This is a genomic window from Acetobacterium sp., assembly GCF_039830195.1.
Taxonomy (GTDB): domain Bacteria; phylum Bacillota; class Clostridia; order Eubacteriales; family Eubacteriaceae; genus Acetobacterium.
The window spans coordinates 133,092-146,025 of the sequence record NZ_JBDODG010000006.1 but is presented as its reverse complement, the minus strand read 5'-3'; the positions used below and the strand labels follow the sequence as shown (position 1 = coordinate 146,025).

12 protein-coding genes are annotated in these 12,934 nt (G+C 44.8%); 3 read left to right on the top strand and 9 right to left on the bottom strand.

Annotated features, from left to right (window positions below; all coding sequences use genetic code 11):
* The gene (locus ABGU93_RS01860) at positions 1–912 is read left to right on the top strand and encodes a cysteine synthase family protein (protein WP_347411805.1); all 912 of its coding nucleotides are present in this window, start codon (positions 1–3) and stop codon (positions 910–912) included.
* A gap of 216 nt (positions 913–1,128) precedes the next feature.
* Here ABGU93_RS01860 and ABGU93_RS01855 read toward each other — a convergent pair whose 3' ends face one another.
* Positions 1,129–3,018: a ThiF family adenylyltransferase gene (locus ABGU93_RS01855; protein WP_347411804.1), complete on the bottom strand. Its 1,890-nt coding sequence runs from the start codon at positions 3,016–3,018 to the stop codon at positions 1,129–1,131.
* A gap of 287 nt (positions 3,019–3,305) precedes the next feature.
* Between ABGU93_RS01855 and ABGU93_RS01850 the strand changes: the two genes are divergently transcribed.
* Positions 3,306–4,445, top strand: coding sequence for a PLP-dependent aspartate aminotransferase family protein (locus ABGU93_RS01850; protein ID WP_347411803.1), 1,140 nt, complete (start codon positions 3,306–3,308; stop codon positions 4,443–4,445).
* A gap of 3 nt (positions 4,446–4,448) precedes the next feature.
* Positions 4,449–5,624 carry a MalY/PatB family protein gene (locus tag ABGU93_RS01845; protein WP_347411802.1) on the top strand — a complete coding sequence of 392 codons (1,176 nt, stop codon included), beginning with the start codon at positions 4,449–4,451 and terminating at the stop codon, positions 5,622–5,624.
* A 194-nt stretch (positions 5,625–5,818) separates the two neighbouring features.
* Here ABGU93_RS01845 and ABGU93_RS01840 read toward each other — a convergent pair whose 3' ends face one another.
* Genes ABGU93_RS01840 through ABGU93_RS01805 form a run of 8 tightly spaced genes read right to left on the bottom strand, consistent with a single transcriptional unit; the run spans position 5,819 to position 12,921 of the window.
* Positions 5,819–6,991, bottom strand: a complete 1,173-nt coding sequence (locus ABGU93_RS01840) for an aminotransferase class I/II-fold pyridoxal phosphate-dependent enzyme (protein ID WP_347411801.1) — start codon at positions 6,989–6,991, stop codon at positions 5,819–5,821.
* A 12-nt stretch (positions 6,992–7,003) separates the two neighbouring features.
* Positions 7,004–8,332 carry a phenylacetate--CoA ligase gene (locus tag ABGU93_RS01835; RefSeq protein ID WP_347411800.1) on the bottom strand — a complete coding sequence of 443 codons (1,329 nt, stop codon included), beginning with the start codon at positions 8,330–8,332 and terminating at the stop codon, positions 7,004–7,006.
* Positions 8,329–9,240, bottom strand: a complete 912-nt coding sequence (locus ABGU93_RS01830; RefSeq protein ID WP_347411799.1) for a thiamine pyrophosphate-dependent enzyme — start codon at positions 9,238–9,240, stop codon at positions 8,329–8,331. Before ABGU93_RS01830 ends, ABGU93_RS01835 begins: the two co-directional genes overlap by 4 nt.
* Complete coding sequence (locus ABGU93_RS01825) at positions 9,233–10,402, bottom strand: transketolase C-terminal domain-containing protein (protein ID WP_347411798.1); 1,170 nt, start codon at positions 10,400–10,402, stop codon at positions 9,233–9,235. The genes ABGU93_RS01830 and ABGU93_RS01825 overlap by 8 nt, the downstream gene beginning before the upstream one ends.
* Entirely contained in the window at positions 10,395–10,694 is a 300-nt protein-coding gene (locus ABGU93_RS01820; RefSeq protein WP_347411797.1) for a 4Fe-4S binding protein, read from the bottom strand. Before ABGU93_RS01820 ends, ABGU93_RS01825 begins: the two co-directional genes overlap by 8 nt.
* A 1-nt stretch (position 10,695) precedes the next feature.
* Positions 10,696–11,229, bottom strand: a complete 534-nt coding sequence (locus ABGU93_RS01815) for a 2-oxoacid:acceptor oxidoreductase family protein (RefSeq protein WP_347411796.1) — start codon at positions 11,227–11,229, stop codon at positions 10,696–10,698.
* A 29-nt stretch (positions 11,230–11,258) separates the two neighbouring features.
* Positions 11,259–11,918 (bottom strand): methionine ABC transporter permease, encoded by a 660-nt coding sequence (locus tag ABGU93_RS01810; RefSeq protein ID WP_347411795.1) that lies wholly within the window; start codon positions 11,916–11,918, stop codon positions 11,259–11,261.
* Positions 11,908–12,921, bottom strand: coding sequence for an ATP-binding cassette domain-containing protein (locus ABGU93_RS01805; protein WP_347411794.1), 1,014 nt, complete (start codon positions 12,919–12,921; stop codon positions 11,908–11,910). The genes ABGU93_RS01810 and ABGU93_RS01805 overlap by 11 nt, the downstream gene beginning before the upstream one ends.
* Positions 12,922–12,934: the final 13 nt, after the last annotated feature.

Genomic DNA, 12,934 nt, shown 5'->3' with positions numbered 1-12,934 from the left:
ATGGCTTATTATAATGATATCAGAGAATTGATTGGCAATACGCCAATGATTAAGCTCAATCAGTTTCAGGTCAAAGATCAGGTGAATATTTTCGCTAAGCTGGAACTATGGAATCCCGGTGGTAGTGTCAAAGATCGCATTGGCATTTCGATGATAGAAGATGCTGAAAAATCAGGTTTATTAAAACCGGGCGGGACGATAATCGAAGGGACGGCCGGAAACACCGGTCTAGGGGTGGTGCTGGCCGCCATTAACCGGGGCTATCGAGTTATTTTTGCGGTGCCGACAAAATTCTCCATTGAAAAACAAACGCTGATGCGGGCTTTTGGTGGAGAAATCATTAATACGCCAAGGGAACTGGGCATGTTGGGGGCAACGGCAAAAGCGCAAGAGTTACTAAAAGCCATTCCCAATTCCATCTCACTGCAGCAGTTTGATAATCCGGCAAACCCAGCTGTTCATTATCAAACAACCGGACCGGAAATTTATGCCGATCTCGGTGGAAACATTGACTACCTGGTGGCAGGTGCCGGTAGCGGAGGGACTTATTCTGGAGTTGTTCGTTATTTAAAAGAGAGAAACCCTAATATCAAAGGAGTTCTGGCCGATCCTTATGGATCAATTATGGGCGGCGGTACGGCGGGATGCTACGATATTGAAGGGATAGGAAATGACTTTATTGCCAAAACAATGGACATGTCACTGGTCGATGAAGTTATTAAAGTCGACGATAAAACAGCTTTTGATCTGGTGCGGTTGCTGGCGAAAAAAGAAGGGATTATCGCCGGAACTTCCTCGGGTGCTGCCCTATATGGAGCACTCAAGCTGGCTGAAAAAATTGACCGGGGAAATATTGTCACCATTTTCCCCGATCGGGGTGACCGTTATTTCAGCAAAAATATTTATGATTAGAAGTGACTATTAAACCGAACGGATTTTGTTAATAACCTGATCATAAATATAAGACGTCTCAGAAGAAAGTTTAACTGAGGCGTCTTATTTAAGTTGAACATAGTTTAGATCAAATCAATTAATACATGGATGAAAAAAGAGCTAATGTAACGCAGTAAGGGAGATATTCAAAAGAATCGCTGAAAACGCGTCAGATTCCGCCACCGGTTTATTCTATCATTCGTTTTTGGCCGTTTCGCAAACAAAAGTGAAATCGCCAAGTTCATGAATGGTAGGGTGTTTGCCGCAAAGCGGGCAGTCCTCATCTTTTCTAAAGGTGAAGCGATCAAAAGATGTTTCCAGGACATCAATCATCAAGAGGCTACCCTTTAAAGTTGCCGGGATTCCGATAGTCAGTTTAATTGCTTCGATGGCTTCCAGCACTCCCATTACTCCCGGGACTGGTCCTAAAACACCGATTTCAGAACAACTGCCAGCAGTCTGATTATTGGTTTCAGGAAACAGGCATCGAAAACATGGCCCTTCATCAGGGATAATGGTGGTCACTTGCCCATAGTAAGCTAAAGCGCCTGCTTCCACCAGCGGTTTTTTTTCAAAATAGCAGGCGTCATTCAACAGGTAACGGGTCGGTAAATTGTCCAGACCATCAATGACAAGATCATGTTTTTTGATAATTTCCCGGGCATTTTCTTTTGAAAAAGCACCGGAGTAGGTGGTTACCTGAAGATCCGGATTCATGGCTTCCAGAGCCTGTTTAGCAGACTCAACCTTCAACCGCCCGATGGTAGCGGTAGAATGGAGAATTTGACGATTTAAATTGCTGATTTCGACAAGATCATAATCGATCAGACTCAGTTTTGTGACACCCGCTTTAGCTAATACCAAATTGGCCGGACAGCCAAGACCACCGGCACCGATGGTTAAGATGTTTGCTTCCGCTAATTTATTTTTAAATTCGATTTCATGAGACGATAAGTCAAAGTCGACAAAAACCTGATCACTCGTTGAAAAAAGATTGTCAAACGAGTGGTTTATTAAATCAAAATAGAAAATATCGGTCAGTGGAACACCGATTTTAAGACGGGATTTAACGGCTTCGACTGCTAACAATGTGCCAACAAAACAAGAACTCAGAAGCAAACCCAGTTGATCAGAAAAATGCTTATCGTTGCAGTCGTATTGTTTGGAGAAGCCTTTCTTTTCGATGGCTTTGAGAAATACGGATATTTCATTGCTGTTCTGGCACAGTCCGAAGCATCCCTGCCAGGCTTCGTTTATCGAAATAAAGGTGGGCGAAATTTGTGGACTCGATGAATTTTGAAACAGCTCTGTCGTGCGAGACGCATAGTCGGTATTCCCGATAATAATCGTCAAGTCTGCATCGGCAACAAAGTCATCTGCGATCTGAAAGTTCACGTCAGGATTGAGATCATTCAATGCTTTAAGGGCCTCCTCCCAGCCATCATTACTTTCAAAATGGCAGTGGATATGACCAATGCCAATGGCGGTAAGATAACGGAGCAGCAGATCACAACTTTCAGCATCGGCGGCACAGACAAGCATCCGGGTATCAAGAAGCTTCTTTTGTCCCCAGCCGCCAATGTCGGGCATGATGATATGACGCAAATAACGTTTAATTTGATTGGCGTCGGTTAGCCCTTCAATTTTTTCTGAAAGAACTCGCTCGGGATACTCAGCTTCAAATAAAATCGTAGCAGTAGCTTGATGGTCAGTTAGATGTACATTTTTATTGGTATAATCATTAATAGCAGCATGCAAGGCATCGGCGGCGATATTTGAACAAAGCAGTTTCTGCTCGGGGAGCCCACCTAATGCTTCAGCTACATCAGCATTGGTAATTTTCAGAGCTTCGCTCAACGTTTTGCCAGTGGCAAGGACCGTCAGCATACTGCTGGCTGCGATGGCCGCACCACAACCAAAGGTTTTAAATTTAACAGCGGTTAAAACATTTTGTTGAACTTCTATATAAATCGTTATTTTATCGCCATCAACTGGATTCCCGGATATCCCGAGGCCGTCAGCATCAGGGATACGGCCAACATTTCGGGGGTTGGCAAAATGGTCGAGCACTGTATCATTGTACATAGGGTACCTCCGTATAAGATAGCATAATTATACTATGGAATTAATATGAAATACAACCAGGATCTGGATTTTTAAGATTTATATTAACTATTATGGTAGATTGATTGAATCGATTTTTAAAGTACTCAAGTGAAGCAAACAATCAATTGGGATAGGAAATTTAAGGCACTGGATATGATATAATAAACTGCAAAATAATCTGAAACTTGACAAAAAAACCGCGTTCAGGTAGTATTTATTAAACATACTGAACGACTATGAATATAACCCGGAAATGGAGAAAGATTATGGATTTTAGCACCCTTTGCATACATGGAAACACAGAAAAATACGATAACACCGGAGCTGTCAGCGTTCCGATTTTTCAGTCGGCAACCTTTGCTCACCCGGGGGTGGGCGAAAGTACCGGTTTTGATTATACCCGACAGCAAAACCCGACCCGGGAGCACCTGGAGAACGTTATCAAAAAACTTGAGGATGGCATCGATGCGATTGCCTTTGCCACCGGCATGGCGGCCATCAGCGCTGTCATGGAGCTGTTTTCACCAGGTGATCATATCATTGCCTCTGATGATCTTTATGGGGGCTCACACCGTTTATTTCATCATATATCGATGAAAAACGGAATCGGTTTTGATCTGGTCAATACATCGGAGCTTTCTTTGCTTGAAGGACTCATCCGTCCCAATACCAAAGCGCTCTTTGTTGAAACGCCAACCAACCCGATGATGCAGGTAACCGATATTGCTGCAGTAGCAGAGATAGCCAGAAAACATCAGCTTTTATTAATCGTCGATAACACCTTTCTGACTCCCTATTTTCAGCAACCGCTGAAATTGGGGGCAGACATTGTGATCCATAGCGGCACCAAGTATTTGGGGGGCCATAATGATACCCTGGCAGGCTTTACGGTCGTAAAAGAAGAGGAAATCGCTGAACGGCTGAGATTCATATATAAGACTACCGGGGCTTGTCTATCGCCTTTTGACAGTTGGCTGTTAATCCGGGGAATAAAAACCCTGCCGATCCGGATGGACAAACAACAGGAAAATGCCGAAAAAATTGCCAATTGGCTATGTCAGCAGGAGAAAATCACCGCAGTCCACTATGTCGGACTCTCGACTCATGAAGGTTATGAAATCTCTAAACGCCAGGCCACCGGTTCTGGCGGGATGATTTCTTTTGAGGTAGACAGTGAAGAAACGGCTAAACATATTTTAGAAGGGGTTTCAATTATCCAATATGCTGAGAGTCTCGGTGGGGTGGAAACGCTGATAACCTATCCAATGCTACAGACCCATGGGGATATCCCTGAAGCAGAACGGGAAGCAAAGGGGATTAATAACCGTTTGCTGAGATTGTCGGTGGGAATTGAAAGTGCTCAGGATTTAATTTCTGAATTAGCCAGGGTAATAAAGGGGGAATAGGATTTGAAATATAATTTTAATGAAATTGTTAAACGGGATAACACTAATTCGATCAAATACGATTTTGCCAATCGACGGGGAAAACCAGAGGGGTTGCTGCCATTATGGGTGGCTGATATGGATTTTAAAACCCCGGCACCAGTGGTGGAGGCCCTGGTGGAAAAAAGTAAACATGGCATCTTTGGTTATTCTGAAGATGGACAGGATTATTTTTTTACGTTAAAGGATTGGTTTAAAACCCGGTTTGACTGGAATATCCAGCCGGAATGGCTGGTTACCACACCCGGAGTGGTTTATGCCATTGCTACGGCAATCCGCGGTCTGACACAGGTCGGTGATAGTATTATTATTCAACAGCCGGTATACTATCCCTTTGCTGATACCATCACCATTAATGAGCGCAAGCTGGTTGTCAATCGGCTTGTCTATGATAATGGTCGATATTCGATTGATTTTACCGATTTCGAGAATAAAATCATTGATAACGGGGTCAAAATTTTTATTCTCTGCAATCCTCACAACCCGGTTGGTCGGGTTTGGACAAGAGAAGAACTGGTTCGCTTAGGCGATATTTGCCTTAAACATGGGGTAACAGTGATAGCGGATGAGATCCATCAGGATTTTATTTATCCGGGACATAAACATCTGGTATTTGCAGATTTGAAGCCAGAGTTTTTAGTGATCACCATCACCTGTACAGCCCCCAGTAAAACCTTTAACCTAGCTGGGCTTCAGGTTTCTAATATTTTTATTGAAAATAGAGAAATAAAAAGAAAATTCAAAAAAGAAATGCAAAAAGGCGGCTATAATGAGATTAATATTATGGGCATTGTCGCCTGTACGGCGGCCTATTCAAAAGGACGAAAGTGGCTGGAGGAATTAAAAATCTATCTCGGCGAAAATCTGGATTTCATCCGAGATTTTTTAAACGAACAGCTACCTCAGGTTAAGCTCATCGAACCGGAAGGAACCTATCTGATCTGGCTGGATTTTAGTGAACTGGAATTAAATGAGGAACAATTAGAAGATTTAATTATTAATAAAGCCGGTCTCTGGCTGGATGCCGGCACCATGTTTGGCGCCGGCGGTGATGGTTTTCAGCGGATCAATATTGCCGCCCCAAGATTGATCCTGGAGCAGGCGTTGACCCAGCTGGAGCGGGCCATTAATGAAAAATAAATCATTAATGCAATAAGGCAAAGCACTTCTTAAAAAGAAGTACTTTGCCTGTCAAAAAAGATAACCCCGTACCGACAATTGTTACATCATGTTGTACGCATCGGAGCGGACACGGCAGAGCCTGTCCGATTCCGCGGCGAACAACAGATTAACAATTGGTCGGTACGGTAGTTTAGTGACAACCTCAGCACTTCTCAAAAAGAAGTGCTTTGCCATTTTTTGTCTATTTCAGATAACCGACTCAAGGCTTCATAAAGCGTATCTTCTTTTTTGGCAAAATGCAGACGAATTAAGTGGTTGACGTTTTCTCTGAAAAAAGTTGATCCAGGAACCGCACCGACCCCGACATGCTCAGCCAGCCAGGTACAAAAGGCCAAATCGTTATCGGATTTGTATCTTGAGATATCAAGCATCACATAATAGGCTCCCTGAGGAGTACTGTAGGTAAGCCCAATGTCATCGAGACCTGCTAAAAATAGCGTTCTTTTTTCGGTGTATTTCTTTTGCAGATCAGTGTAGTAGTCATCGCCGAATTGCAGACCAACAGTGGCGGCTTCCTGGAGCGGCGCCGCGGCACCGACGGTTAAGAAATCATGAACCTTTTTAGCCACATCAATAATCGGTTCCGGGGCGATGATATAGCCTAACCGCCAGCCAGTAATGGAATAGGTCTTCGATAAAGAGCTGCAGGAAATGGTACGTTCATACATACCAGGCAAAGAGGCTAGATAAATGTGTTCATGGGGCTTGTAAACAATATGTTCGTAGACTTCATCGGTGATTACATAGGTATCGTATTTTTTAGCCAAATCGGCAATAATTGTCAGTTCTTCCCGGTTAAATACCTTGCCGGTGGGGTTGGAAGGGTTGCATAGAATCAGTGCTTTGGGATCTTGTTTAAAGGCGGCTTCCAATTCATCGGCATTGAAGTTAAACGCCGGCGGATGAAGGGGGACATAGATCGGAACCGCACCGGATAAAATGGTATCTGCCCCATAGTTTTCATAGAAAGGCGAGAAAACGATGACCTTATCACCGGGATTAGCGACGGTCATCATCGCGGCCATCATCGCCTCGGTGCTCCCACAGGTCACCACAATTTCGGTTTCCGGATTAATTGAACGGCCCATTAACTGGGATTGTTTTTGCGCCAGAGCCTCCCGGAAATTTTGCGCTCCGCAGGTAATCGAATATTGATGAGGCCCCTGATGGGAAGCTTTTTCCAGCGCCTTAAGGATTGGTTTCGGTGGGTCAAAGTCAGGGAATCCCTGGGACAGATTGACCGCATTATATTGATTGGAAATACGGGTCATCCGTCGGATCACAGAATCGGTAAAGTCAGCAGTTCGGTTACTAAGTGGTTTCATCGTGCACCTTCTTTAAATTTCATAGATTAAGGTTCGCTCATCAATTAAGCGTTTTGCTTTATGAGTAGCCCGCTCCAAATCACCATCTTTTAAGATCGTGACATCACCGGGTTTTACTCCTAACCGGGTTTTAAGAGCAGCAGCAACCCGTTCTTTTAAAACTTCGTCCGGTTCATTGCTGTCATCCGATTTTTCAATTTCAATCCGATATTTAACCGCGTGATTCTGCTCGTATAAACGGATCAGGTATTCGCCGGTAATTCCTTGCGTTCCTCTGATGACAAACTCAATATCACTGGGGAAAACATTAACCCCCGAAATGATAAACATATCATCCAGGCGGCCATGAATTTTAATCCGGGCGTGGGTTCGGCCGCAACTGCAGGGTTCGCGGTTGACTGAACCAATGTCACCAGTTCTGAAACGGATCAGTGGTCGGGCTTTTTTCCGCAGAGTGGTATAAACAAGCTCACCCCGTTCACCGTCGGCTACTGGCTTACCAGTTTCAACATCCAGAACTTCCACCAGGATATGATCTTCGACGATATGGAGGCCATCCTTGGCTTCGCACATCCCGGCGCAGGCTCCGAAGATGTCAGATAACCCAAAAAAGTCATACAGTTCCGCATTCCAGACTTTTTCAATGGTTTCCCGGGTGGTTCCGATCGAGCCACCGGGTTCGCCAGCTACGATTATGGTGCGAATGGCAAGATCCTTGGCTGGATCAATGCCCATTTTAAGCGCTGTTTCGCCAAGATACAAAGCATAAGATGGGGTTGTCCAGATGATTGTGGGTTGGAATTCCTTTAAAATGAAAAGCAGCCGTTCTGATGGCACGGTTCCGGCCCAGATACAAAGAGCTCCCAAATTCTGAGCTCCAATAACATCAGGTCCGCCCACGAATAATGAAAAATTCAGGGCATGAACATAACGGTCATGTTTTCGCATTCCGGCAGCATAAAACAATCGGCTTTCGACATCCTGCCATTCGTCAAAATCCTGTTTGGTAAAGGGACTGAGGGTTGGCACCCCGGTTGAGCCGCTGGATGCCGACACAAAAACCACATCATCTTCACTAACAGCAATCATATCGCCTAAGAGACCGCCTTTGGTCTGCCGTTCCCGTTGGGTGGCCTTATTGGTAAACGGGAATTTCTGAATATCATCCAGTTGATTAAAATCTGCTGGGGTCAGTCCGGCCTGGTCAAAGGATTCTTTATAATAAGCTGAATTATTGTAGGCAAATGTCAGCATTTCCTTTAATTCGCGACGTTGTAATTCTTCCAGATCTGCTCGTGGCAGGGTCTCAATTTTTTCGTCCCAATATTTTCTCTCGCTCATAATTCCTCCTGTATGTTATTCCAATTTTTTCGGATCGTTGCCCACTTGGTATCCCGTTGTGAGGCCAATACTTCAATATCCGCAGCTGCTAAATGTTTAAAGCGTCCCTGGGCAAGCAGGTAATCTTTAATTGATGAAAAGTCGCGGGGGTTTTTATTCAGTTTAAACTGGCCATTTTCATATTCGGCGAGGTACCACAAACCACAATCCATCATTTTTCTGGCGATCTCAATGGTTTCATTAACGGGGATGCCCCAACCAATGGGGCAGGGGGCGACAACGTGGATATAGGCTGTGCCCTTTATTTTCGAAGCTTTTTCAATCTTATTCATAAAATCTTTCAGATCGCCAATACTGGCGGTGGCGGCATAGGGAATGTCATGGGCAGCCACAATCTCAAAGAGATTTTTCTTGGGACGGATATTACCGTGAATGTTTTCACCGCTGGGGGTAGTGGTTGTCTTGGCGCCAAAAGGGGTTAAACCACTCTTTTGGATGCCGGTATTCATATAGGCTTCATTATCGTAACAGATATACAGAATATCATCGTTGCGATCAATGGCTCCGGATAAGGCCTGAATGCCGATATCGGCAGTGCCACCATCCCCGGCCAACCCAACAGCTTTGAAATTCTTAATCCCAACCGCCCGGGCGCCGGCCTCAACTCCGGTTAGCATCGAAGCGGTTCCGGCAAAGGTGGAAATGATCGAATTATTGCTAAAACATAAATGCGGATAATTAAACCCCACCGCCGACATACAGCCGGCCGGGAGCACCGAGATAGCCCCCTCGCCCAGAACTTTAAGGGCGATTCGCACGGCTAGACTGCCGCCGCAACCGGCGCAGGCCTTATGGCCATAAAAAAATTCACTGTCGGTGATCGTTTTTGCAGTTATTGGATTACTCATCGATGGTCACCCCCAGTCCGATAAAATTAACATGTTGGCCACCGGTTTGAAGATGGCGAAAGATTGCTGTGATGTTTTCCCGGCTGATATCACGGCCGCCGAGACCGGCAATGAAATTATAAGTTTCAAGGCGCAAACCGTTCTGGGCAATAACTGAGTTTACATTGGTGTATACGGTGCCTTCATAGCCAAAGGAAATGTCTTTTTCCAACACCCCAATGGCTTTTGCTGATCCCAGTGCCGCAACCAGATCTTCATTGGGAAAGGGTCTTAAAAAACGGAGCTTCAACAGGCCGACTTTTTCGCCACGCTCACGCAGTTCATCTACCACCTCCCGGCACAGGCCGGTGATGCTGCCCAGGGTAATCAGGATATAATCGGCATCGTCAATACGGTAACCCTGGGTCAGTCCGCCATAACTGCGACCAAAAATTTCGGCAAATTTTGCATCGGTTTCTTCGATAACTCGTTTGCTGTCCAGCATCGCTTTGTGCTGGATGTATTTAAATTCCATATTATTGTCGGGGCCAACGCTGAAAGCCAGGTTTTTGGGGTTGGCCAAACTCATTTTATTTTCGGTTTGAAACGGCGGCAAAAAGCGGTCAGCATCCGTCTGACTTGGAATTTCTACGGTTTCGTAGGTATGGGTAAGGACAAACCCATCGAGATTGACCATAACCGGGGTTGAAACCAGCGGGTTTTCGGCAATATGGTAACTTTGCAGAGCCATGTCCAGACTTTCCTGAGCATCTTCCACATACACCTGGATCCAGCCGCTGTCAAGCTGTGAGAGGGAATCCCGCTGGTCTCCATAAATATTCCAAGGTAAGGCTGTGGAGCGGTTGGCATTCATCATCACGATGGGGAATCGTCCGCCGCTGGCATATTGCAGACATTCTGCCATGTATAACAGTCCTTGAGAGGAGGTTGCCGTAAAAGTCCGGGCGCCCATGGCACTGGCACCAATGGCGCATGATAAAGCGGAGTGTTCCGACTCAACGTGGATGAGCTCACTTTTTAAGCTGCGGTCTTCCACCATTTCGGAAATTCTTTCGACCACCGTTGTCTGCGGGGTGATGGGGTAAATCGAAATAACCTGGGGGCGAGCCAACCTAACCCCTTCGGCAAAGGCATCATTGCCCGATAAAAATGCTTTAGACATTTGTTTCCACCTCCATTTTAATGGCTTGTTTAGTGCAGATTTTTTCACAGATGCCGCAGCCTTTGCAAAAGTCATAGTCAATATCCAACCCGTCAGTCGTTTTAAAAATAACGCCGTCGGGGCAGTAAAGATAACATTGCAGGCAGTTGATGCACGCATCCGTTATAATTGGCCGTTCGTTTCGCCAGCCACTATTTTTGGTGACCAGATATCCGGCTTCACTGGCGGTACCTAAGGGGTAATCCGATAATTTTTGCGGCTTTTGGTAGGATCGTAAAGTGGGTTTGCTCATGTCAGTGAACCTCCTTAAAATATTCAAAAGACTCTTTTAAAATCAATTGATTTTTGGCCGCGTGAGCCGCTGATAAATACAAATTACTGGCTTGTTGTAATGACACTAGTGAAACATCGTCTGAGATACTAGCCAGGGCCCCGAGCATTGCCGTGTTACTGATGGGTTTCCCGATGATTTTGAGGGCAATCTGATTCGCATCAATTGTCTGGATCTGTGAGAAATCACTGAATTTATCTGGTGTTGCGGTATTAATCAGGGCGATGCCATCGTCTTTCAGATCTTTTAAATAATCCAAAGCGAACAAACTGTCATCCAGGAAGATTAAATAATCACAGGCTTTAATTTCACTCCGATTGATAATTGCCCGATTATCAATTTTATTAAAAGCCTGAATTGGTGCACCTCGGCGTTCAGGACCAAAGGAAGGAAAAGCCAAAGAGTATTTATTGTCGATTAGTGAAGCGGCGCCCAGAATTTTGGCAGCTGTAAAGGCACCTTGTCCGCCTCGTCCATGCCATCTTATTTCGATCATAATGTTTCCTCGATTCTTAAATAATGTAGTTATTTGCTGGTTTTATCCAGTTTTTTCGCAGACGCATCGCCAATAACCTGGAAGATCTGCACCAGCAGCACCAGAACGATCACACAGATGAACATGACTTCCGGTTCATAGCGCTGATAGCCGTAACGAATGGCAAGATCACCAATTCCACCGCCGCCAACGGTTCCGGCCATCGCCGAAAAACCGATTAAAGACACCGCAGTTACCGTGATATTTTTGATCAGTGAAGGCAAGGCTTCCGGCAACAGAATCTTTAGCACGATGGATAATTTGCTGGCGCCAGAAGCAATCGCAGCTTCCAAAACGCCATTATCAACATCGGAAAATGATGCTTCGGAAAGTCGGCCGAAAAAAGCGATGGCCGCCACCGCCAGGGGAATCACCACCGCATTGGGCCCGATGGATGTATGCACAATCGCCTTTGAAACGGGAATCATCAAAACAAGCAAGATCAGAAAGGGGATTGAACGGGTGATATTAATAATGACGCCGACAATTTGATTGATGGCCCGGTTTTTGAGAAAAAGCGTATTGGCTGTTAAAAACAATAACAGGCCAATACTACCGCCAATGATTATTGCGGCCACCAACGACGAAATGACCATTTGCATGGTTTGTCCAAAAGTTAAAATCAGAGCTGTTTTTAAATCAAAGGCCATGATTGATTACCTCCAAATCGGCCGTATTTGCGGCAAGAAATTCAATTGCCAGTTTTAGGGTATCGGCTTCGCCGATTAGCTGAACATAGAGTATCCCAAGGGGCAAATCGTTGATGTATTCTATCTTTCCCAATAAAATATTGAAACCAATCTGAAAAGTATTAGCAGCGTAGTAGAGAATCGGATGGTTCGCGTTGTCACCCTTAAAAGTGAGGCGGACAATCGGACCTTGCATCTTGTTGATGATTTGCTCAGGCAAATTGAAATGGTTGGTATGACTTAATAACTGTCTGGTGAAGTCTTCCCTGGGTTTGGTAAAAATATCATAAACATTCCCAATCTCGACGACTGCTCCCTTGTTCATCACTGCGCATCGGGTACAGATGCTTTTTATAACATCCAGTTCATGGGTAATGATGACAATGGTGATACCAAATTTTTTATTTAAATCTTTTAATAAGCTCAAAATGGATGAGGTTGTTTCCAAATCAAGGGCGGATGTCGGCTCATCACAGAGCAGAATCTTGGCATCATTAGCCAGCGCCCGGGCAATTGCAACCCGCTGTTTTTCACCGCCCGAAAGGTTGGCCGGATAGGAATTTGCCTTATCAGATAAATTGACTAGTTCCAGTAATTCATTGACCCGGGTTTCAGTTTCTGATTTAGATTTCCCTGCTGCCTTTAAAACAAAGGCAATATTTTGTTTGACAGTCAGATTACGAGCCAGATTAAAGTGTTGAAAAATCATCCCGATATTACGACGGAGTATACGCAACTGGTTTCTCCGATAATTGGTGACATTTTCGCCGTCCACCAATATTTCACCGGATGAAACAGTTTGTAATAAATTAATGGTACGGAGCAGGGTACTTTTGCCGGCACCACTAGAACCGGCAATGCCAAAGATCTCACCCTTTTCAATTTTAAAATTGGCATCGTTGACAGCCTCAAAAAACTGTTTGCGCTGTTTAAAGCTGACAGATACATGCTTGAATTCAATCATAATAGTTACCTTT

Coding starts and splice junctions, on each gene's coding strand:
- ABGU93_RS01860 (WP_347411805.1), top strand. CDS start 1: ATGGCTTATTATAATGATATCAGAGAATTGATTGGCAATACGCCAATG.
- ABGU93_RS01855 (WP_347411804.1), bottom strand. CDS start 3,018: ATGTACAATGATACAGTGCTCGACCATTTTGCCAACCCCCGAAATGTT.
- ABGU93_RS01850 (WP_347411803.1), top strand. CDS start 3,306: ATGGATTTTAGCACCCTTTGCATACATGGAAACACAGAAAAATACGAT.
- ABGU93_RS01840 (WP_347411801.1), bottom strand. CDS start 6,991: ATGAAACCACTTAGTAACCGAACTGCTGACTTTACCGATTCTGTGATC.
- ABGU93_RS01835 (WP_347411800.1), bottom strand. CDS start 8,332: ATGAGCGAGAGAAAATATTGGGACGAAAAAATTGAGACCCTGCCACGA.
- ABGU93_RS01830 (WP_347411799.1), bottom strand. CDS start 9,240: ATGAGTAATCCAATAACTGCAAAAACGATCACCGACAGTGAATTTTTT.
- ABGU93_RS01825 (WP_347411798.1), bottom strand. CDS start 10,402: ATGTCTAAAGCATTTTTATCGGGCAATGATGCCTTTGCCGAAGGGGTT.
- ABGU93_RS01820 (WP_347411797.1), bottom strand. CDS start 10,694: ATGAGCAAACCCACTTTACGATCCTACCAAAAGCCGCAAAAATTATCG.
- ABGU93_RS01815 (WP_347411796.1), bottom strand. CDS start 11,229: ATGATCGAAATAAGATGGCATGGACGAGGCGGACAAGGTGCCTTTACA.
- ABGU93_RS01810 (WP_347411795.1), bottom strand. CDS start 11,918: ATGGCCTTTGATTTAAAAACAGCTCTGATTTTAACTTTTGGACAAACC.
- ABGU93_RS01805 (WP_347411794.1), bottom strand. CDS start 12,921: ATGATTGAATTCAAGCATGTATCTGTCAGCTTTAAACAGCGCAAACAG.